The sequence below is a fragment of the Pseudoalteromonas sp. SANK 73390 genome (assembly GCF_054966645.1).
Genome location: NZ_ARPN01000125.1, coordinates 26,685 through 50,228 on the forward strand (window position 1 = coordinate 26,685; position 23,544 = coordinate 50,228).

Annotated in this window: 15 protein-coding genes; 11 read left to right on the top strand and 4 right to left on the bottom strand. The window is 40.4% G+C overall.

Translation table 11 applies throughout. The annotated features are described in order from the left end of the window. Window positions 1-120: 120 nt before the first annotated feature. Complete coding sequence (locus SANK73390_RS17380) at window positions 121-8,475, bottom strand: Ig-like domain-containing protein (protein ID WP_462767700.1); 8,355 nt, start codon at window positions 8,473-8,475, stop codon at window positions 121-123. 294 nt (window positions 8,476-8,769) lie between these two features. Here SANK73390_RS17380 and SANK73390_RS17385 point away from each other — a divergent pair, with 294 nt between their 5' ends. The 4 genes from SANK73390_RS17385 to SANK73390_RS17400 all read left to right on the top strand — a co-directional run bounded on the left by SANK73390_RS17385 (window position 8,770) and on the right by SANK73390_RS17400 (window position 12,954). After that, on the top strand, window positions 8,770-9,000 hold the full coding sequence (locus tag SANK73390_RS17385; protein WP_462767701.1) for a FeoA family protein: 231 nt from the start codon (window positions 8,770-8,772) through the stop codon (window positions 8,998-9,000). 8 nt (window positions 9,001-9,008) lie between these two features. Continuing rightward, window positions 9,009-11,111 carry a ferrous iron transport protein B gene (gene feoB / locus SANK73390_RS17390; RefSeq protein WP_462767702.1) on the top strand — a complete coding sequence of 701 codons (2,103 nt, stop codon included), beginning with the start codon at window positions 9,009-9,011 and terminating at the stop codon, window positions 11,109-11,111. A gap of 191 nt (window positions 11,112-11,302) precedes the next feature. Further along, a complete protein-coding gene (locus tag SANK73390_RS17395; protein WP_462767703.1) occupies window positions 11,303-12,139 on the top strand; it encodes a DUF417 family protein in 837 nt (278 codons plus the stop codon). 86 nt (window positions 12,140-12,225) lie between these two features. Further along, complete coding sequence (locus SANK73390_RS17400; protein WP_462767704.1) at window positions 12,226-12,954, top strand: substrate-binding periplasmic protein; 729 nt, start codon at window positions 12,226-12,228, stop codon at window positions 12,952-12,954. Between the two features lies 1 nt (window position 12,955). On the opposite strand, the gene SANK73390_RS17405 is transcribed toward SANK73390_RS17400, so the two are convergent. Then, entirely contained in the window at window positions 12,956-13,387 is a 432-nt protein-coding gene (locus SANK73390_RS17405; RefSeq protein ID WP_462767705.1) for an Lrp/AsnC family transcriptional regulator, read from the bottom strand. A gap of 260 nt (window positions 13,388-13,647) precedes the next feature. Here SANK73390_RS17405 and ctlX point away from each other — a divergent pair, with 260 nt between their 5' ends. The 3 genes from ctlX (at window position 13,648) to SANK73390_RS17420 (ending at window position 17,177) form a co-directional block, all read left to right on the top strand. Next, window positions 13,648-14,556, top strand: coding sequence for a citrulline utilization hydrolase CtlX (ctlX, locus tag SANK73390_RS17410; RefSeq protein WP_462767706.1), 909 nt, complete (start codon window positions 13,648-13,650; stop codon window positions 14,554-14,556). 39 nt (window positions 14,557-14,595) lie between these two features. Further along, a complete protein-coding gene (locus tag SANK73390_RS17415) occupies window positions 14,596-16,005 on the top strand; it encodes an alanine/glycine:cation symporter family protein (protein ID WP_462767707.1) in 1,410 nt (469 codons plus the stop codon). A 128-nt stretch (window positions 16,006-16,133) separates the two neighbouring features. Beyond that, a complete protein-coding gene (locus SANK73390_RS17420) occupies window positions 16,134-17,177 on the top strand; it encodes an acyltransferase family protein (protein ID WP_462767708.1) in 1,044 nt (347 codons plus the stop codon). A gap of 150 nt (window positions 17,178-17,327) precedes the next feature. Here SANK73390_RS17420 and SANK73390_RS17425 read toward each other — a convergent pair whose 3' ends face one another. Beyond that, window positions 17,328-17,744, bottom strand: a complete 417-nt coding sequence (locus SANK73390_RS17425; RefSeq protein WP_462767709.1) for a VOC family protein — start codon at window positions 17,742-17,744, stop codon at window positions 17,328-17,330. 195 nt (window positions 17,745-17,939) lie between these two features. Between SANK73390_RS17425 and SANK73390_RS17430 the strand changes: the two genes are divergently transcribed. Continuing rightward, entirely contained in the window at window positions 17,940-18,593 is a 654-nt protein-coding gene (locus SANK73390_RS17430) for a DUF6058 family natural product biosynthesis protein (protein ID WP_462767710.1), read from the top strand. Between the two features lie 240 nt (window positions 18,594-18,833). Here SANK73390_RS17430 and SANK73390_RS17435 read toward each other — a convergent pair whose 3' ends face one another. Beyond that, window positions 18,834-19,361: a flavodoxin family protein gene (locus tag SANK73390_RS17435; RefSeq protein WP_462767711.1), complete on the bottom strand. Its 528-nt coding sequence runs from the start codon at window positions 19,359-19,361 to the stop codon at window positions 18,834-18,836. 158 nt (window positions 19,362-19,519) lie between these two features. Between SANK73390_RS17435 and SANK73390_RS17440 the strand changes: the two genes are divergently transcribed. From SANK73390_RS17440 to ltaE, 3 genes are all read left to right on the top strand, one after another. Beyond that, window positions 19,520-20,407 carry a LysR family transcriptional regulator gene (locus SANK73390_RS17440; protein WP_462767712.1) on the top strand — a complete coding sequence of 296 codons (888 nt, stop codon included), beginning with the start codon at window positions 19,520-19,522 and terminating at the stop codon, window positions 20,405-20,407. A 114-nt stretch (window positions 20,408-20,521) separates the two neighbouring features. Beyond that, window positions 20,522-21,832 (top strand): metal-dependent hydrolase family protein, encoded by a 1,311-nt coding sequence (locus SANK73390_RS17445; RefSeq protein WP_462767713.1) that lies wholly within the window; start codon window positions 20,522-20,524, stop codon window positions 21,830-21,832. A 12-nt stretch (window positions 21,833-21,844) separates the two neighbouring features. Next, a complete protein-coding gene (gene ltaE / locus SANK73390_RS17450; protein WP_462767714.1) occupies window positions 21,845-22,855 on the top strand; it encodes a low-specificity L-threonine aldolase in 1,011 nt (336 codons plus the stop codon). Window positions 22,856-23,544: the final 689 nt, after the last annotated feature.

The window sequence follows — 23,544 nt, forward strand, 5'->3', positions numbered from 1 at the left end:
GGGTTACCCAAAGCATTGGGCTGTTACAGCTACGTGTTATAAATCATTTATATTAATGGCAATTATTAATAAGGCCAGCTAGGCTGGCCTTTGGGTAGTAACACTTTTAATTTGATTGAGCTACAAAGCGGATACTCTTCGTCGGGTGACAACGCCTAACAGTACTAACATAATCAATGCCCCAAATGAGCCAGAGGATGCTTTTTCTGTTTTTGGTTGGGGTTTTGTCGGTGACGGCGTGGTTGTGTTCGCACTTGCCGTGACAGTGACAGCAACTTGCGCGCTATCAGTGGCACCTTCACTATCAGCCACTGTATAGTTGATAGTTACTATACCTGCAAAACCAATTTCAGGTGTAAAACGAAGGGTATTGTTGTCGCTAATACTTACGCTGCCTTTGTCTACCTCTGCTGATGTAAGAGTTAGGTTATCACCATCGGTGTCGGTGTCATTTGACAAAACATCAATATCAATCGTTTGATTATCTTTAGTATTGGCTATATCTGCATGAGCTACAGGCGTGCTGTTAACATAAGTTGTGATTTTTGCAGCGCCGCTGGCTGATGCACCTTGGCTATCAACAATCATGTAATCTAGATTTATCACACCCGCGAAATTGTTTGGTGCAGTAAAGAATACTTGCTCATCGTCAACTTCAACCTCACCAAGTTCACTATTAGCACTATGCAGTGATAGGTTATCGTTATCAGGATCAGTATCGTTTTCTAATAATGCCAGTGAGGTACGTTTGCCAGCTAGCACTCTAAACTCATCTGCGTTCGCAACAGGTAATTGATTACCATTGAGTATTATAGCCATACCACTTGGATCAACAACCTGCTTATTGGCTTTACCGTCGTCGTCATTTGGGCCACCGTCAACAATCAGTAGCTTAATACACCAATCACCTGCAGCTAGGCCGTTTTGCCATTGGTCGCTGTTGGCTGCAGGGCAGTAGCCTTTCTCGCCGCGTGCTGACATAACACCATCGCCGTTACCAATACTAAAGTTTATCCATTGGCCGTTTTGGTACTTACGGTAAACGGCGTTAACAGGGATGGGCTCGTATTGCGGTAATACAATGGTGAATACATCACCTGAATTTTGCAGACCTGAGGCTACAAAGTCATACAAGCCACCTACGTTTTGTGCGCTATCGTCTTGAGGTAGTTCTGAGGCAAGCAGTTGTGCGCCACCTGAACTGTTTTGTGCAACCGCAACACCTTTACGTAATGATGTACCCGACTGAGCTTCAATCAAGAATCCATCAGAGCTGCCACCTTGGCTTTGTAGCACATTAGGTTGGTCAATTGCATCTAGGTAGTCGGGAATACCATCACCGTCAGAGTCGCTAAAGCCCTCTTCATTATCGGGGATCATATCACCATCACTGTCTTGGCTTGTTAATGTTGCCAGTTGCTCAATGACTTCAATGTAAACATCTTTAGTCGCAGTTAGTACCGGTTGTCCATCATCACTTACTGTCGCTGTAATGCTATAGATTCCAGCAGTAAGCTCAGCTGCAGAGAAAGTAAACTCATCACTTGAGTCACTGGTATTAACCACGTTGTCATCATTGCTTTGCCATGTGATGCTCAGTTGGTCTGTCGCGTTCACATCACTTGCTATGGCTTTGATACTTACTGTGCCTTGATCTTGGGCAACTAAAGTTCTTTGCTCTTGTTGTTGTGTCACAACAACATTAAGTTCTGGTGCGACATTGCCTTTAGCAATAACAACCTCAGCTGTTTGTGCTGACGGGTCTACGTTGTTATTAGAACTTAAACTAACAATAAGCGTTTCATCTTCTTCTGATTGAGAATCATGATAGATTTCAAACGAGATAGTTGCTGCGCGGCCTTGGGTGATTTCTATCATTCCACTATCAAGGTTATGGTCAAGCTCAGTCGCTGAGCCTGATACGGTATAACCCACATGAACGGGGTAACTTGGTGCATCGCCATTAAGGGTCGCGGTTAGTGAGTAACTGCTTCCTTCGCTCACAGTCATACCTCGTTCAATGGCTACCAGAGGGTTGACGATGACAGTTTGTGTGGCGGTTGCTTGGCGACCTTCAGCGTCTTGTGTTTGCCAATAAACAAGGTGTTTACCGGGCTTAAACACACGCTTGTTATTTACCAATGAAACGGGCAGGGTATTGCCTTGTGAATCAGAGGCTGTGGCGATACCTAAGTCTACTTTAGTAAATAGTCCGCCGGCATTCACATTGATATCAACAGGTGCAGTTATTTGCGGTAAGCCTGTTTGTGTCGATGTGATGGTTAAAGTAGCCATAGCGCTGCTGTTAGCTTGTTGTGCATCTGCAATTACGTAGCTAATAGTTGCTGAAGTACTTGCAGTGTTCACCGCTTGGTATATCAGTTGGCCATTTTCAATTGTTACATTACCGATAGAGGCTTGTGCACCAATAATGCTGAGCGGCTCTTGATCGGCATCGGTATCATTTGCCAGAACATCTAAGCTATAACGATTGCTATCGTTGGCTGTAAATTCAAAACTGTCAGCTTTGGCTATAGGCAAGTCATTCACCGAGTTTACGGTGATAGAGATATCTGTTTCGCTTGATTTGACTGTGCCATCGTCAACAATATAGCTGAATTTATCTGCGCCATGGTAGTTGGTATTTGGAGAGTAAGTAATCGTAGTCCCTTGTACTTCAACTGTACCCGAAACCGGTTGTTGTACAACGCTTAGTGTTAGCGTATCACCATCCACATCGCTTGCTTGCGGAATAAAGCTGGTAGTGCCATCTTCATCTACTGTGATTGCTTGTGGTTGCGTGCGTGGGGGGGTGTTAGTAAAGGTTACTTCAATACTAAAAGGTGTAAGTGAAGCAGAGAGTTCAGAGTCGCTAACACTCACTTCAATGTTGTTGCTCACGCCAATATCGGCTCTTGTTGGCGCGCCTGATAAAGTACCAGTAGCGGTATCGAATTTGGCCCACGTTGGTTTGTTAGCAATACTAAATGTGAATGAATCGCTATCAATGTCAGTTACCGTAGGCGTAAAGTTATATTCGCTATCGGCTTTCACACTAGATGCTGGTGAGCCTGAAATCTCTGGTGCATCGTTGACATTTTCGACCGTGATCGAAACGGTAGCTGGTGCTGAACTTAGTGAACCATCGTTAGCCACATAGGTAAATGTGTCGCTGCCGAAGAAGTTAGTGTTTGGTGTGTATGTCGCTGCACCGTTTACAATTGTGGTTGTGCCATTACTGGTATTATCAACAATAATAAAAGTAAGTGTGTCGCTATCAATATCTTCACCTGTTAGTTTGATGTTAACTTGTTCTTCTTCGAGCGTGTTTTCATTAAGTGCGCTTGCTATTGGTGCATCGTTAACAGCTGTCACATTGATGCTAACCAACGCAGGTTCTGAACTCAGCGCACCGTCGTTGGCCGTAAATGTAAAACTATCAATACCGTTAAAGTTAGCATTTGGTTTATATAGCCATGCTGTATCGCTGTTTTTGGTCAAAGTACCTTTGGCTGGATTTGTTGTAATATTGAAGCTTAATGTTGATTTTTCTATATCACTTCCTGCTAGGGTTATAATCGTTTGACTATCCTCTAGAACCGAAACGTTTGTAGCAGTTGCAACAGGTGTATCGTTCACAGAATTAATGGTAATAGCGACGATTGCTTCGTTTGAAACTGCTCCAAAAGAGTCTTTTACTGTGTATGTAAAGCTGTCTTCACCACTGAAATTCAGCGTGGGCTTATAGACAATAGCACCAGTGTCAAGCACTTTAATAGTACCGTTTTCTGGTTGATTTACAATGACAATACTTGCAGGGTCTAAGCTATCTAGCTTTTTCTCTTCATCAATGTCTACATCTGTATCATTACCTAATATATTGATTTCAAAAGAGCCATCTTCATCAACTTGGGCTTTGTTGTTATTCGCAACAGGGGCATCGTTGACAGAATTTATTGTAAGCGTGACTATCGCTGGCTCTGAGTTTAAGCCTTCACTGTCAGTCAGTGTGTAAGTGAATTTAAACTCACCGAACCTGTCTTTGGCAGGCTCTATGTTTAAGTTGCCACCGGCTTGAATTGTGACGCTCGCAAAGGCGTATGTCCCCGTGCCTTGTCCTTGATCTTCTAGCGTAATATTCGCGCCGTTAAAGCCTTCGTCTTCGACATCGGAGTCATTGGTTAGAATATTGAGTTCAACATTAATATCTTCATCAATGATAATGGCATCACCTTTTGCAACTGGTCGGTCATTGATGGCACCAATGTTAATGGTGATGGTTTTTTCTAAAGATGCGAGTTCATCATTATCGTAGATAACATACTTGATGCTTTCATTAACACCAGACACGTTAAGTTTAGGTGTGTAATCGAATGTGCCTGAATCTTGATTTATTGTCAAAGTACCAAACTTTGCATCATTAACGAGCTCTATTAAACCAAGAGGTTTACCGTCTTTATCTTCTATGTCAGTAGCAATATGCCTAATTTCAATGTCGGAAATCGGGGTATCTTCTTCAATAGAGAGATTGATATTTTCAGCGATAGGCGCATCGTTAATAGCACTGGTTGTAAGTGTTACTGCAGCTATGTTAGACACAAGTCCTTTAGTGTCTTTTACTGTGTAACTAAAATCGTCTTTACCATTAAAGTCTTTATTGGGCGTATAGATAACTACACCATTTTCCAATGACACACTACCGTGCTCTGGTTGTTTTTCAATGTGTACAGATGCAGTCACTAGATTGTTTTCAGCATCGCTATCATTGTCGATTAAATTGATTGTGACAGCTGTATCTTCATTGGTTGACGCATTGTCGTCTTTTGCAATTGGCGCATCTTCAATAGGTGTAATTGTCAAATTCACAGTGCGTATTTCAGATGACGCTCCCACTTTATCTTTAACCACATACTTAAACTCATCAGAGAGTGTTTCGGAGCCATTGTGTGTGTAGCTAAATGAACCAACGGTATTAACAGTCAGAGTACCTTGTGACACATTGCTTATCAGTTCAACTTTAAGTTCATCACCTTTATCATCGTCATGAGCTGTGCTGAGTAACCCTTCTTTATCCCCAATGTTTAGTGTTGCACCTTCATCTAGCGTGAACGTAAATCCATAGGCTATAGGTGCGTCGTTCACATTGGTGACTTCAATATCAAACGCATCGAGGGCACTGGTTAATCCTGCTTTGTCTTTAACACTGATCACGATGCCTTTAGTTATGCCGACGTCATTATTTTTTGGCGTGCCATGTAACGTACCCGTTTCGATATCAAAATCAGCCCATGATGGTTTGTTTAAAATAGTAAAGGTCAGTGATTCTTGAGAGTTAGGTACATCTAGGTCTGGATCGGAGAACTCAGGTGTAAAGCTATATTCAGCATCCTCTGCAATATTGTTAGCAGGTTCACCATTGATCGCTGGGCTGTCATTGACATTTTTAACTATGATTTCAAAAGCTTTTAGTGTTGCTTTTGCACCCAAAGAATCAACAACGGAGATCATGAGACCTTTATATATTTTCACATGTTCATTTTTTGGTGTACCAGAGAGTTCACCTGTTTTAGTATCAAACGCTGCCCACTCTGGTTGGTTTTGGATTGAAAATGTTAGAGTGTCATTACTATCAACATCATATGCAGTTGGTTTAAAACTGTATTCATCACCTTGTTTGGCTATTGTTATAGGTGAGCCCTCAATTGTTGGCGTATCTGGTACACCAGTAACGATAATGTTTACCACGGCGAGCAAAGAATTTAAGTTGCCGTCGTTTGCTACATATTTGAACGAGTCAGTACCTTCATAATTGTTGTTTGGTACATAAAGTACTTTGCTGCCATTTAAACTCACTGTGCCATGCGTTGGTGCTTCAACAATGTGATAGTCCAAGTTCGTACTATCAACGTCTGTTGCACTTAGTGTAATCTCTGCACTCTCATCTTCTAAGAGTTGTACTGAAAGGTTTGCTGCTTGTGGTGCATCATTAACAGAGTCAATTGAGATTTGAACATTCGCAGGTTCAGATGTACCCCCATCAGAGTCTGTGATTGTGTATGTGAATTCAAAATAACCACTTAAGTCTGTTTTTGGAGCGACCGATAGTTCACTATTTTCTTTAACGGTAACGACTGCAAGGTCATAAATGCCAGCACCTTGGCCTTTGTCTTCAAGCGTTATGGTTGGGCTGGTAAGTGGTTTGTCTTCAATATCTTCATCATTTTGTAAGATGTTTAGCGATGTAACAGTATCTTCTTTAATGCTAAATACATCGTGTCTAGCTACTGGTAAATCGTTGACTGGCGTGATGTTAAATGTAATTTTACCAGGCTCTGACACTGCGCCCATTGAATCGGTGACGGTAAAAGAGAGCGAGTCTACCCCTGTTTCATTTTTGTTAGGTGTGTAGGTTATTGATTCTGTTTGCAAGTCAAAGCTGATGGAGCCTTTTGTTGGCATACCCGTTAATCTTAGCGCACCAGAAGGTATGCCTTCTTCAACATCTTTGGTTAAATCTCTCAAGAGGATTGGCTCAAGTGCACTATCTTCTATAACATTGACTGTTGCAGCGTCAATGGTAGGGAGATCATTGTTGAAGTTAATATGAATATCAACAAAAGATTCAGGGACAAATTCTCCTGTTGTGTTTTTAAACGAGTATGAGAAGTTGTCACTGCCAAAAGAGTTTAACTCGGGAGTATATTTTATTTTACCATTTGCAACTACAGCAGACCCTCTAGCTGGCTGTTGAGCGATTTTTAGCGAACTTTGCGCCTTTTCAAAGTCGAGAACTTCATCGTTAGCGAGTACATCTATTTCAACTGTTTTATCTTCTTCTATAAATACACTATCGGTATGAGCCTGTTGAGGTTTGACTGAGTTCCCATCGATTACTAATTCAATTTGGAATATTTGAGAGTATTGGCTACCAACCATAACAACAAAGTCTAAAGTTGGTTTGCTAGGGAGGTTTCCTCCAACGTGGATGTTAGCACTGAATGAACCATCATAATACAAGTCAAAGGTACCTTCACTCACCGGAATGTTTGTATTCACTATGGTAAAAGTGATGCCTTTGTTTATCTGCTCTTCAGTAAAATTGAAAAAGCTGAACAGCCCACCTTCTGGGGTTGTTTGTAGCCAATGGCCCATTTGATAAACAATTGGTTCTTGTACAGTAAGCTCAATTTGGCCAATATCTAAGTAGTTAACCGTAAATGGGGCAAGTCTTACAGAGCTTGTATGGTAATCATCTGAAACAGTAACGAAAATTCTATCCACTTCCCCCGAAAAAGAATCTGGTGGAGTGCCCGTAATGATACCTGTATCTGGATCTATACTGAGCCACTGGGGTGCGTTTGCCATAGTAAAAGTGAGTGGGTCTGAATCAATATTTTCTACGTACGGTTTTATTTCAATCGGTGTGCCGCTGTAGTATGGAAAGCTGCGTGTTACATTGTAATAATGAACGCTTGGCGGATAGTTATACTCGTTCACTTGAATGTCGAAAGGTGCTAAATCAAAAGATTTTTGGCCGTCAGTAACTGAGATAGCTATATTTTCATATTTGCCTATCTCAGCAGCCGTAGGTTGACCAGATAAATTTCCTGCCGATGTGCTGAAAGTAGCCCAACTGGGCTTGTTTTTAATGTAAAACTGGAAGTTTTGATAGTCAAAAGTGTCATCAGGTGACATAACAAGTGGTTGAAAGCTATACCATTGATTGTGAAAGGTCTCGGTGCTTGGAAGCCCGAACAAAATTGGGGTATCAACGATCTTTATTGTAAATACTTGTGTAATTGTGGTGTCGTCTGAGTGTTTAGCATTTACATGAACCATATACTCGCCTGTTTCAATAGAGTAAGGTTCTTTAACTTCTAATCGATTAGTATATTCTTGAATTCTAAATAATGCGTTGTCACCAACCCCCTCAACGAGTTCATAGACACTACTGATAAGTGCATTCGTAGTGAGATTTAACCCTGCATTAGCATGTTTAGGTAGTTTATTGCCACTTATGTAGATTTTAGTTGGCTTATCATTTTGATTACTTAGGTAAGGTACCAGCCAACCTTTCTCTCCCCAAGTGGCTGATATGGTTTGCTTGGGGTTAGTTGTGGAAAGCTTATTTGTAAAAGTATACGTTTGACCTACAACCAGATGTGATGGTGGCGTTTCTTCAACATTACCTGAAGCACTCAAAAAGCGATTGCCTCTATAGCTGATAGACACGATTTCACCGACATTAATAGAATGATTCATGCAGTAAATTTTACTAATATTCCACTCGTTATATTCATCATTAATTGTGTCGCTTTCAACATTAGCCCAGTGGCACTCTAATGCATGTGTTTGAGCGCTCAGTGCTAACAAAAACAAAGGTATGATGTATTTTAAAAGTGTTGTACTAGGATTTTTATTAAAATAATAGGGTGTACCTGAGAGTGACAACCACTCCCTTTGGTTAATGTTCATAATAGTCCTTTCTATTAATCCTGATATTTAAAAAGCGTATTTAATGTTGTCTTTTCTAAAGTTATATTTATGCGCGGTATGGTACCTTTTATGGGTATTAATGTTTTCATAAAAAGCTGATGAATTACGTGCAAATCTTGTTATAAATCTAAAAGTTAAGCCCCTATCGGCCAGCGCTATTAATTGCGCTTTTTGCGAGAGTGAAGTCATACACTTTCATTAGGCACTGGAGTGAGTTATTATGCATCAAAATAGGAATGGTAATTATTGCCAATTGCAATAAGTGTTTAATTTATGACTTTAAATGAATTAAAGCCGCGACAAAAAGCGGTGATTGAAGCTTTGCATCATCAAGATTTTGCGCTATCGAGCCGCATCATGGCCCTTGGCTTAGTACCAGGGGAGTCAATTGAGCTAATGAACGTTGCGCCTATGGGTTGCCCATTGCAAGTCAAAGTGGGCGATACATTAGTGAGCGTTAGAAAAACCGACGCGAGTTTAATTTCTTTAACCGTAAAACTTTAGGGGCCTCAATGAAGATTGCATTAGTAGGAAACCCTAACTGTGGTAAAACAACTCTCTTTAATCGTCTTACATCCTCCAAGCAAAAGGTCGGTAATTGGCCAGGTGTTACGGTAGAGCAAAAAATTGGTCACTTTACTTTATCAAATACAGGTAAAAGCCAAGAAATTGAACTCATTGATTTACCGGGTTTATATAGTCTTGAACAAATAGAAGCAGGGCAGGATGAGCAAATTGCCATCGACTTTTTGCATCAAAACAATGCTGACTTAATCATTAATATTGTTGATTCGGCAAATCTTGAGCGTAACTTGATGTTAACGACTCAACTGCAAGAGCTGGGCACACCCATGCTTGTTGTTGCTAACATGGTTGATGTGGCAACGCAGCGCGGTAAAACACTCGACGTTAAATTGCTCAGTGAGCGTTTAGGTTTGTCTGTAATTGAGATGGTGGGCTCAACAGGTAAAGGTACCGATGCACTTAAATCAGCGTTGTCTATTGCTTTAGCGCAAAGCACTAGCAGTAAAAAAACAGTTAATAAGTCGAATGTAAAAAATACGGATTTAGTGGCAGTTACCACAGAGCGATATAAAAAGGTGCGTGGCCTTACTCATGGAGTGAATGTTATTTCACCACAGCGCTCAGACATAACCGACTCGTTAGATAAAATAGTACTTAACCGCTTTTTAGGTGTGCCTATTTTTTTGGCAATGATGTACTTGATGTTTACCATAGCGGTAAATTTTGGCGCGGTTTTTATCGACTTTTTTGATATTTTTGTTGGTGCATTATTAATCGATGGCGTTAAAGAAGGGTTAGCTGCCATTAATGCACCTAATTGGCTCGGTGTTATTCTAGCTGATGGGTTTGGTGCAGGTGTACAGTTGGTGGCCACCTTTATTCCCGTGATTGGCATATTGTATTTGTGTTTATCATTACTCGAAGATAGTGGTTATTTATCTCGGGCTGCATTTGTTATTGACCGACTCATGTCATCTATTGGTTTGCCGGGTAATGCATTTGTGCCTTTAATTGTTGGATTTGGTTGCAACGTCCCTGCGGTGATGTCAGCGCGAACTATGAACCGTGAGTCGGACCGTTTACTCACCATTATTATGGCACCCTTTATGTCATGTGGTGCGCGTTTAACTGTTTATGCGTTATTTGCTGCTGCATTTTTCCCAACCAATGGTGCTAATGTAGTATTTGCATTATATCTATTGGGGATTGTGGTAGCTGTTGCCAGTGGTTTTATTTTTAGAAAACTGGTATTTACCGGTGAAAAAACCCCATCTTATACTGAAATGCCAGCTTATCATTTACCTGTATGGCGCAATATTTGGCTCACAACATGGCACCGCCTTAAAGGCTTTACGTTGCGTGCAGGTAAAACTATCGTGATGGTCGTTGTGCTATTGAGTATGCTTAATTCAATAGGGACTGATGGCAGCTTTGGCAATGAAAATACTGAACGTTCATTACTTGCTAAAACAGCGCAAGTAGTCACACCTGCATTTAAGCCTCTGGGTATAGAAGAAGACAACTGGCCTGCCACGGTGGGTATTGTGACAGGATTGTTTGCCAAAGAAGCGATTGTAGGCACCCTTGATGCGCTTTATATTGGCCAAGGTGAGCTGCAAAGTGAATACTCATTAGTTGATTCAACAATTGAAGCGTTCGCTACTATACCAAGCAACTTCATTGATTTATTAGGTAGCCTTGGCGACCCTCTAGGCCTTGGCGCATTGGATGAACAAGATGCAAACAGTAATGCATTATTAACGCAAATGGCCAGTCAGTTTAATGGCCAGTTGGGTGCATTTAGTTATCTAGTACTAATTTTGTTATATACCCCATGCGTGGCGGTGCTAGGCGCGGTAAAACGAGAATCTGGCACGCGCTGGATGTGGTTGGTAATTGGTTGGACCACCTCATTGGCCTACATTCTATCAACCAGTATTTATCAGCTAGCCAACTTTGCAAAGCAACCTATGTTCGCTAGCGTTTGGTTGGCGGCAATGGCAGTACTGGCATTGATTTGGTGGCTTGGGCTGAGAGGACTTGGTAAGCAACTCAATCAGCCACCTACCTATCAAGTTAATTTAAGTTAAACACGCCTTAAGTTTAATATAAGCGGCGCACATCAGCGCCGCTTATATCAACTCAACACAGTCTGCTTAATTCAAAAGCGTATCCTTATAGACCTTGGTACTTTCTCGAAGTTTGAATCAAACTATATTTGAAGTAAAACTTTGCTTTGAACGGTCAACTGTTCACTATTGTGTATAAAGAGAATAAATTAATGTTTAATAAGTATGTAAATCTAGCAATAAAAGTGTGCTTAGCTGTCAGTCTGGGCCTGTTGGGTTTGTCGTTTGCACTCAATGGTAATCCCAAGGGGATGGATTTACTACTTGTTTTTTATCATATAGATAGCATGATGAGTGGTGTTACGCTGGGCTTACTGATTGGTATTGTAATGATGCTTGCTGCGGTACTTGTATTTATCGATAAACCTCAGTTTAAGCATCTAGGTGCAGTTATATTTGCCGTTCTTGCAGCTGTTTTTTTGCTGACGCTTACTAGCCCTAGTCGATATATTCAAGATTTGGGCGGCTTTCCAATTCTTGGTTCTGGACAAGGCATTATAAAATATGCAGCACTTTTTCCTCTTTTAGCGAGTGTATTTTTTTCAACACGATTTTCTATTAAGCAATTAGCTTGGCTAAACTATTTTCCCGTGGCGATGGTGTTATTATGGATTGGCGGGCTCAAGTTTTTTGAGTTTGAAGCGAAGGGCATTGTATCACTGGTGAGCACCTCGCCATTTATGTCATGGCTTTATGAAGTATTTTCGGTGCAACAGGCGTCAAATATTATCGGTATTTTTGACCTAGCTTTTGCTGCTTTACTCGGGTTAGGCCTTTGGTTTAAGCAACGCAATATAATACTGCTGGCCATATTCGGCTGTGCTTCGGTATTTGTAATGACACAAACGTTTTTATTTAGTGCCGAAGGAGCATTTAGCTCACAGACTCTATTGGCAGGCCTTGGGCAATTTGTGATTAAAGATTTATGGTTTATTGCTAATTTATTAGTGGTAGCAAAATATGCTCAACAACTTAAATCTGAACAATAAAACACAATGACTTTAAGCGGGGCGGTTAAAAGTCAAACAAAATGCTATAACTAACTTATAGGTAATATAGGGTTAAGTGAGCTGCTATGAAACTATGGCTTATATGTATTGCGTTAATTGCGTTTTCCGCTTTTGGTCAAAAGTATACCGTGTTGGTGTATCACGGTGCTAATCCACCTTACAGTTTTAGAGATAATCAGCAGGTTGTTGGTATATTTGCGGATATTTTTGCCCGGCTTTCGCAGCTAACTGGTCATGAGTTTGAGTTTATAGCCACATCAGTGGCGCGTGGGCAACGTTTTTTTGACTCAGGTCAAGTAGATATTGAACCCGGAGTTAATTGGCAGTGGCGCGCAGAACAAAAAGTGCCGGGTGTTTATACCATTGACTATGCTAAGTCGGTGGAAATTTTATTAGCTAATCACAGCAATAAGTTAGAGGTTATAAATCAGGCTTACGGAAGTGTCGTTGGTCGTGTAAGAGGGTATCGGTATGGCACTTTTGAACGACACTTTGGTGAGGATAAGTTACTTGTATACGATAATGTTTCTGAAAAAGAGCTGTTAGGCCAGTTGGCTTATGGTCGTTTAGACTATATTTTAATAGGTCAAGATACGGCACATTATTATATTGCCAATAACCCAGCTTATGGGCAGTTTAATGATGCATACACGATTGAGACTACCAACGTCGCCATGCGATTACAGCCGCATTTGGTTGATTTGAAAAAACAATTAGATGATGCTTTAACCATTATGATAGTAAATCAAGAAATCGAGGCTATTTATAAAAAGTATACAGATCTTCCTCATTAGCTTAAATTGAAGAAAGCTTAATGCTGGTTTCGCTGTTGAGAATACCGTGTATTGCTCGGACCTCTTTTAGTACGCTATCAAATGCGCTCAAATTAGCTGCTTTTATTTCTGCTACTAAATCCCACGCGCCATTAGTTGTATGTATTCTAACCAGTTCAGGTATGCCTTTTAATTTTTGGATGACTTGGGAGGTTGACTGGCCTACGACCTCTATCATCATAATGGCGTGCACGCAGTCACTGTCTATTTGTTCATGAACCCTTACGGTGAACCCTAATATAGCGCCACAGCTTTGTAGCCTATCTAAACGATTTTGTACTGTACCACGAGATATATTAAGCAATTGTGCTAATGCAGATATAGATGCTCGACCATCTTTTCTAAGTGCTGCGATAAGCGCTTTATCTAATGAGTCATACAGATAAGGCTGCATTTAAAACTCCCACATTTAAACAACGAACCCATTTAAAGTACCAAGATGTTGGCATTTTGCAATGTATGGCTATACAAAATGATAAATAATAGTGCTAATTGCTTATAGCTTTGGCATTTTAACTGTTCTTTTTGCTCGTTATAGTAGAGTTTAAATTATGACAACACCTTTGGAGGCGCAATGCGGGCGTTCTTTTTTACATTTAAACAAGCTGTACCTTTGGCTTGTACCAAACAGGTAATCGTTAGGATGGGGGCAGTATGAGGCAATCACAAACGCCGAATGCTGTGGTGATGATCCGACCCCATCACTTTGTATCTAATCCACAAACAATGCAAGATAATGCGTATCAAGTTGCTGCTGAGAGCCAAAATAGTTGTATAAAGGCTTATCAAGAAGTCAGCGGTGTGGCCAAATTGCTAACTGATGCGGGCGTAATCGTACATTTATTTGAGGATGAAACTAAGTTAACGCCAGACTCGGTGTTTCCTAACAATTGGTTTTCTACACATGGTGATGGTCAGTTGCTAACGTATCCTATGTATGCACCCAATCGTCGAGCAGAGCGACGTAACGATATAATAGAATTTTTAAAGCAGCACTATAGAGTGAGTAAGCTGACGGACTTTAGTGATTTAACGCGTGATGATTTGTTTTTAGAAGGTACGGGCTCTATGGTGATGGATCATTATCACAAAATTGTCTATGCCGTTGAGTCAAAGCGCACATGTGCTAAGTTAGTGGTGAAAGTATGCAAGCAATTGGGTTATCAAGCTCATATATTTAAAGCGTTTGATGAACAAGGTATGGCGGTATATCACACTAATGTCTTGATGTGTGTGGCAAGCAACTTTGTGATGATTGGCTTAGATATGGTGCCAAAAGAGCAGCAGGCATCTTTATTAGAGTGCTTTGCTCAACATAAAAAGGAAGTGATTGTGCTCTCAAATAGTCAAATTGCACAGTTTTGTGGCAATGCAATAGAGTTACAGGGTAAACATGGGCGAGTATTAGCGTTATCTCATACGGCGTGTGATGCGCTCACGATGGAACAAAAAAACATAATTGAAAGCTCAGCCCGTTTATTGCCGATGAGCATTCCTACTTTAGAGTCTGCAGGTGGCTCTATTCGCTGTATGCTCGCAGGTGTGCATTTGCAAAATATATAATAATAATGCATCTAAAAAGGTGCATAACAGGAGTTCTGCATGGTAAATGAAGTGATTGCTAGCATTAATGGCCTTTTGTGGGGAGAAGGCCAATTACTGATTTATATTTTACTGTTTGCAGGTGTGTGGTTTTCGGCGCGATTAGGCTGTATTCAAGTGCGCCAGTTTACGCATATGTTTACTTTGCTAAAAGGCAGTAGCAAAGCTAATAAAGAAGAAATTAGTTCCTTTCAAGCATTGTGTACAGGGCTTTCAGCACGTGTTGGCACAGGTAATTTAGCGGGTGTTGCAGTGGCTATCTCACTTGGGGGCAGTGGGGCTATTTTTTGGATGTGGGTGATTGCAGTGCTTGGCATGGCAACTGGCTTTGCTGAGAGCGTACTTGGTCAAGTTTACAAAGTGCGAGATAGCGCTGGAGAGTTTCGTGGCGGGCCTGCTTATTACATTCAAATGGGTTTAAATAAGCGCTGGTTAGCCATTGTTTTTGCTGTTTGCTTGTTTTTGGGTTATGGATTTAGTTTCAGTGCTATGCAAACCAATACTATTACTGATGCATTATCTTTTGCATTTGATATTCCACCGCTTTACTCAGGTATTGTTATCACTGTGTTGGCGGGCTCTATCATACTCGGTGGTTTTAAAGCCATAGCCCGATTTGCTGAGCGAGTAGTGCCTATTATGGGCATTGTATTTGTTTCTGTCGCAGTGATAATAACGCTGATTAACTTTAGTGAAGTACCTGCAATGATCAAAGACATTTTACTCTCAGCTTTTGGCTTACAAGAGGCGGGTGCTGGTGCTATGGGAGCAGCGATTAAAAATGGCATTCAGCGCGGGTTATACTCAAATGAAGCGGGTGCTGGTAGTGTACCTCACGCCTCAGGGGCTGCCAGTCCAGTGCCAAATCACCCTGTAACGCAAGGGTATATTCAAATGCTAGGCGTGTTTTTTGACACCATTGTGCTGTGCAGTTGTACTGCTGTGGTTATTCTACTCGCTGATGTTGACATTAGTGGTGAAATGCAAGGCATACGCCTTACTCAAAATGCGATGACAGCGCATTTAGCGCAAGGTGGTGTTTATTTTGTTGCTGCTGCAATTACTTTGTTTGCATTTACCTCTGTCGTTGCCAATTTTGCTTATGCTGAGAGTAATTTGCACTTGTTTAAATTAGATAACAAACTTGGGCGAAGTATTTATACTGCGATGTATTTGGGCATGATGTTATGGGGTGCAACTGCCACGTTAAAAGAAGTATGGAGCTTAGCTGATATGGCGCTTGGTTTAATGACTCTAGTAAATATTTTCGCTATTGTGTTATTAACACCGACCATTATTGCCGTAAACAATGATTATAATGCGCAGCGAAAATTGGGCAAAGAGCCTGAGTTTAATGTCAAACGGGTGAATATTCAGGGGCAAAGTGAGCATGGGGTTTGGGATCAATAGCGGTGCTCGGATAAGTTGAATTGCTTTTAAATACAAAACAGGCCACTTTGAATCGTCATTGTTGGCCTTATTTTGATGCTTTTATAAATACTGTCATGACAAAAAATAAAAAGGGAACATAGCAGTTTATGCAAATCAGGAAGTTAAACACACTTAGGGCGCTTGCTGCATTAATCGTTTTTTTCACTCACTTTAGTGATATTACTAATTGGCTTGATGGTGCTTTAGGTGGCGGCAGTGGCGCATATGGTGTGATGTTATTTTTCATGTTAAGTGGCTTTTTAATGTCCCATCTTTATTTAGATAAAAAGTTTACTAAAGAACATATTAAGCATTACTTTATAGCCAGAGGTGCGCGCGTATTGCCTCTGTATTTACTTGTTGTTTTTTGCTCATACTTTTTTACTATAGCTGAAATGGATGTGCTTTATAACATACCGGATTTTAATACGTTATTAGGCCATTTATTATTTGTGTATGGTGGGAGTGTACTTTGGTCAATTCCACCAGAAATTCAGTTCTATTTAATTTTTGTAATTTTTTGGTCATTGTCAAATGCAAGAGCTGGATATATTTATGTCGGCGTTGTTGCAGTGATGATGTTACTGTTTTTTACTAATTTCCCTAGAATTTCAGGTGATTTTAATGGTATTCCATATAACTTATTTAGCATATTAAGAACCTTACCGTTTTTCTTTGTTGGGGTGGTGTTTGGTATGCATTATAAATCAGCAAAAATTCCAGATTATCTTAAAAAACATTGGTTTGTTCTTTCTTTAGGTTTAATTCCACTTATGTATCCAGAGTTTACGCCAGTCACATCAGACGCTAAAAATAGGATGTGGCTTAGCTATGAAGTTTTATTGGTGATGAGTGCTGTATTTTTTTGTGTAGTGTTTTTAGTGCCTAACAACAATATCTTGCTTGCTAACAAGTTAGGAGATTTTGTTGGTAAAATTTCATATTCACTGTACTTATTGCATATGCCCATTATTTTGGTGGTCAACGAGTGGGAAATAGCGATTGAATTTAAGCTGATCTTATCACTGAGTTTGAGTTTACTGGTGGCTTATATCTCTTTTTGCTGCTTTGAGCGGCCAATAGCAAAAATGATTAGACGGTTTGGTAGTGCTTCACGTGAGCCGCAACCTAATGTTGTAATTCAATCATAAAAATAAAATTTCATAATTAAGCAGTTTAATTATATTAAAGTAAGATATCGCAATTTTGCCGGGCTCCTCTAAGTTGAGCGCTTGAAGCTTGGCTGATCATTGTTAACAAAGTGAAGGCCGCATTGCTGTTACAGTGTGGCCCGTTTGGTGTTAATCATCATTATTACGCTCTTTTGGCAAATCGCTATGGTATTGAACAAACTCAACTTCAAAACCATCGGGGTCTATAAAGTAGGCATTTCTGCGATGTAGATTATCACTGCTACCTTTGTCAACGGCATAGCCTGAGTTTTCCATTCTTTGAATTAGGGCACTTAGGTTATTAACCTCAAATGCAAAATGACCAAGCCCTGTTTGGTGTCCTGTTAATATCCGGTTTTCTCCTTCGCCGTGGTCGCTAAAGGCAATATAGTTATAGTCATCGCCAAAATGTAACCAATGTCTTGCTTTGCCGTACCACTGGCCATGTCCTTGACTACGTACATGCCAATGAGGAAATGCGGCCTGATAAAAGTGCAATGATTTTTCCATATTTGTAATCACTAAATTGAGGTGTTCTAAGCGCATGGGTATCTCCTATTTTTTCTTTGTATAAATTTGTGATTTAATCGCTTTTGCTATTAAACCTTTGCTTCATTATTTGGTAAATACTCATTTATAAGTATGTGTTACTGAGTTAAGTTAACTTTAAAAGCTCAAGTTAGCTTGAGGTCAAGGGGCGAGGGATTTTTTTATTTATTGTGAATTAAAAAGGAAATAACATTGCAGTTATTAGATTATCTAAACAACCACTTTATTACGCTATCGCAATTATTATCATTGGCACAGGTCAGTGAACAAACCCTGCGTCACTACCAACAGCAGGGCGTTGTGCCTCAAGCATCTTATCATTTAAACCTTGATGTACATTGTGAGTCGTTTTTTGGTCATCACCAGCAGCATAGTGATTATGAATATTATGCTAAAGGGTATGTTAATTGGTTAGGGATAGTGCAGGCTTTAGATGATCAAGAGTCAATCTACCGTGTGTTCAGTCATAGATATAAACAAACCATAGAAGCTTTACAAGCACAAGGCTATCGCAGCATAGATGCAAAATTGAATGAAAAACTCTCTGACCATATTAAAACCGAGTGGACACACTTTTTATCTGGCACGTATGGCTTGTGTACCCGCTCGGGTTTGCCGGAAGATATTGCAGCTAAAGAGTTAGCAATTGCGCAAATTAATGAATTGACCGCTCAAGGTGAGCTAGATGAAAGTAAAGTTGAAGCACTGACTCATGCTGTTAACTTACTCGATGGTGCCAGTTCAATGTTTGCTCCTCATGAACGCCAGCGTAGCTCTCGCTATCGTTTAGTAGATGAAGTGCGACGAAAATATAAATTACAGTGTCAGCGCCATATTGAGGGGTGAACAAAAAAGCCACTTTGCTAATACTAAAGTGGCTGTTTAACCTCAGGTTTGGATAAGGGTTTTGAAATAGAAAATATTGTTGTAAACAAATATTACGTACAATCCAATGATGATATTTTTTTCAATATCAAGGCGCTTTTATGCAGTAATAGCTGGCTATTACAAATGAAAGCAACGCCGAGAGTGAGAAAAATAGCTTTATTGGGCAAATTCACTTATCCAGAGCTGAGGTTATTTACATTAGGTAGCTGGCGCACGGTTAATGCTGTGGATGAACTGTCTAAATTCTTCTTCTTTTAAGGTAAATTCCTCACGACATGAGGCGTGTAATAACTCACTGTATTTTATATCAAAATAACTATAAAGCTGACTAAAAAAACGGGCAAACACATCACACACTTGTTCGCTTGCTGAGGTGGTCAATACGTAACCACGCTTACCTTTGAGCGCTTTACCTATGGGTTTAATTGTGGGGTTTTCAGTTAGCTCTGTCATTCGATCAATTAAGCGTTTCATATTGGCACTTACGCTGTACCAGTACACTGGAGAGGCAAAAATGATGTTATCTGCCCAATTCAATGCTTCTACAATGCGATAGAAATCATCATAACTATATTGATTATTATAGTTATAATCTGCGAAATTAAGTTTATCAATATGGAAAAACTTAACTTGTTCGTTGGCTAAATTGTTCATAACTTGGTTAGTCAGTTTAAAAGTATTGCCATTCTCGTTGGCGCTTGAAAATAAAATAAGTGTGTTACGCATAAGTACTCCTTTGAAAGTGCTTAAAGCGTAAAAGCTCAAGCTAAGTTGAGGTAAAGTGTTTTTTAACTTTAATATAGCCAGAAAAATATTCACCCACTGACATCGATATGTTTTACTAAATGCGTATCTACAAGATAATCATGGGAAAGTGCAACAGCATGCTAAGAATTACACTAGAACAATGGCGAATGTTTCGTATGGTGGCCGAGCATGGTGGGTTTAACCAAGCGGCCGAGCACATACACAAGAGTCAGTCGAGCATTCACACTGCTGTGAGTAAAATTGAGCAGCTGTTAGGGGTTAAAGTATTTTATGTAGAAGGCAGAAAAACGAAGTTAACAGACTCTGGTGAAATGTTACTCAGACGTGCTAACTACCTGTTAGATGAAGCTCAAAAAGTGGAAGCTGTGGGTCACACGCTTGGTGCTGGCGTGGAAGCATCGTTGCGCATTGCAGTTGATGAAGTTTTTGACAAACATATTTTGTATCAGGCACTTGAAGCAACATCTAAATCATACCCTTTATTGCGCATTGAGTTATTTGAGTCCATTTTAAGCGGCGCGCACGAATTGGTAGAGAGTAATCAAGCAGATGTGGCCATTTCACCTATCAGTCTTGCAAACGGAGTGAGTGAGCAGTTATGCACTATCGACTTTGTCGCGGTTTCTAGCCCCTTTCACCCTTTACAGCAACTTAATCGACAGCTAGAACTTGAGGATTTGAAGTCTTTTCGTCAAATAGTGATCAGGGATTCTGCATATCATAAACGCTCAGATTCAGGTTGGTTAGAAGCTGAACAGCGTTGGACCGTGAGTCACTTACGCACTTCAATAGATGTGATTTCACAGGGTCTAGGGTTTGCTTGGTTGCCATTGAGCGCAATTACGAGCGAGCTAGAAAGCGCCAAGCTGGTGCGCTTGCCTTTGACTTATAGCGCAATTCGTACCAGTTCACTATTTTTAGTCTTTCAAGATGGCGACCGATTAGGTATAGCTGCGCAGATGTTTATTGAGCGGCTACGAGACTTATGTCGCAATGGAGCGTGATTATGAGGGTAAAAGGTAAAAAAGAACAGAGCGTGGTGTTGATTGACCGCAAATTGAGTCAGTCACAGAGAATAATGTGGTATTGATATCATATCGTTGATATGGAGAAAAATAATGAAAAAAACAAAGAGGATCGCTGTATTTTTTGGAGCGGTATTTGTTCACTTTGCTGCATTAGCGCAGGTTGATGGTGTTATTCATGCTGGAAAAGTACGTATTAAACCAGAAGCCGATGCGCTAACCGAGCAAACTTTAGTACTCGAAAATGGTCGCGTGTCTGCTATTTATAGTGGCTACCAGTCTGTTGAAAAGTTGGGGCTTGAGGGTGTTAAAACTTATGACCTAAAAGCATATTATGTGATGCCAGGCATGATAGATATGCATGTGCATATGACATTTGAGCGAGATACAAAGACAAATCCGCATGCTTGGCTTACGCAAGATGACGCCGACTACGCGCTAAAAGCAATCCCTTATTTGCAAAAAACACTGGATGCAGGTTTTACATCAGTCAGAGATTTAGGCGCTAATTATCAAGTTATATTCCCACTTAAACGAGCAATAGAAAAACAAACAATAGCTGGGCCACGCATATTCGCATCAGGTAATGCTATTTCAGCAACCGGTGGGCATGCGGATATGCACGGTTATAGACGCAATGTTATTGAAACAATGAATACCAGCCTGGGTATTTGTGATGGCGCTGACGATTGTCAACGCGCTGTTCGTGAAGTAATTAAATATGGCGCTGATGTTATTAAGATCACGGCAACCGGTGGGGTATTGAGCAATACGGCTGCAGGTGTAAATCAACAGCTAACTAATGATGAACTTACCGCGATTGTTCAAACTGCGCATAATCTTGGTCGCAAAGTCGCGGCACATGCGCATGGTACACAAGGTGTTAATGCTGCTATTCGTGCGGGTGTAGACTCAATTGAACATGGCTCGTATTTGAATGAAGAGTCAATCGTGCTGTTTAAAAAGCACGGTACTTATTTAGTGCCAACGCTGTTGGCTGGCCACACAGTTTCAAAAGAGGTGTTAAATAATCCAAACATGCCGAAGGCCGTTGCAGATAAAGTGCGAAAAGTAGCCCCTCTTATGGAGAACGCGTTTCGCAGCGCATTACAGAATAATGTAAATATTGCGTTTGGTACTGACTCTGGCGTGTCACGCCATGGTGATAATGCCAAAGAAGCACAATTGATGGTCAACTACGGTATGACGCCAAAGCAAGTGCTGGTTAGTGCAACACGTAATGCTGCTAAGTTACTTGGTCAGGAGACTAATTTAGGGTCTTTAGAAGTGGGCAAGTACGCTGATATTATTGCGTTAAAAGCAAACCCTGAAAATGATATTACAGCACTGTCTAATGTCTCTTTTGTAATGAAAAATGGCGTTGTTTATAAACACCAACGATAGGAGTAATGCGAGATGATAGATTTTCGTTCAGATACCGTCACGCAGCCTTGTCAGCAAATACGTTTACTCATGAGCAATGCCCAAGTCGGTGATGATGTTTATGGGGATGACCCCAGTGTAAATGAACTAGAGCATTGGGCTGCTGTGCGCCACGGTTTTGAAGCGAGTATATTTGTTAGCTCTGGTACACAGGCAAACTTGTTGGCGATTCTAAGCCATTGCGAGCGCGGTGATGAGTATTTGTGCGGTCAAAACGCGCATAACTACCGTTACGAAGCTGGTGGTGCTGCCGTGCTTGGCTCAGTGCAGCCACAGCCAATAGAAAACGAAGCTGATGGTAGCCTGTGTTTAAAAAAACTAGAAAAAGCCATTAAACCTGATGATAGCCATTTTGCACGTACAAAGCTTTTGAGCTTAGAAAATACCATCGGTGGAAAAGTACTGAGCTTACAGTATTTAGCGCTGGCACGCTCTTTTGCTATAAAACATCAATTAGCGCTGCATCTAGATGGTGCGCGAGTGTATAACGCCGCTGTTGCATTAAATGTAGATATTAAAGAAATTAGCCAGCATTTTGATTCTATGACTATTTGCCTTTCAAAAGGGTTAGGGGCACCAGTCGGGTCGTTATTACTGGGAAGCAATGCTTTTATTAAAAAAGCACGGCGTTTACGTAAAATGTTAGGTGGCGGTATGCGTCAAGCTGGTATTTTGGCTGCGCCAGGGCAATACGTGTTAACACATAATGTTAGCCGCTTAGTTGAAGATCATGATAATGCACAATACCTTGCTCATCAATTAGACTTGCTGCCCGGTTTTAGTACGCAAGCCTACCCTGTTCAAACTAATATTGTGTTTGTTGATATTGATGAACAACTGGATATTCAGAGCATAAGCGAACAACTAAAAAAGCAGGGGATCATTATTACACCTGGCTATCAAGGCATGCGTTTTGTAACGCACAAAGACATTACCCGTGATGGTATAAATAAATTAATAAGTGCGCTTACTTCTTATTGTTAGCCCTTACAGGCTAACAATAAGATATTATTTATATTATGTGCTGGTAAGGGAGAGTTTTTAGTATCTATGATACTGAGTCAATGAAGTTATAGCCAATAGATATATTTTGGAACATTATGTAAATAGCCCCATATATGGCTTCCTCTGGTATTGCAAGGTCTTAAAAACAACCAAATTGCATGATGTTACAACAATATTTGTATTAGCTCAGACAAGGTTTAAATTTTGCTTTTATAAATACTTCAATCTTATTAGAGGCTGTATTGAGTCGACTCATTTTTAGCTGCTAAAGGTTTTTAATTTGATTACTCAAGCGGCCTAGCAGTTTGCACCAAACGAGTACGCGTAGTTCATGTCGAGCTAGTAAAGCGACCATATCAGCTTAAAAACAGATAAAAATCAAATCGTGAATTGAATGTAACGAAATTGTGTTTTAAAATGGGGCTCTAAGGAATACGTCGGCTCGGCAATGTTTACCCCATAATTGATTACTGGGTTGCTTGAGCTTTTTAAGACAATAAGGATATTCGACTCTAATGAATAATGTAAACCAAAATAAACCCCCCCTATTTATCACTGTTTTTACTGCTGCCCTAATGACATTGTTATCAGCTTGCGGTGGTAGCGGCAGTGGTGGTGTTACTGATAACACAGTAAAGAAAGCAGAAAATCAATTACCTAATGTTATT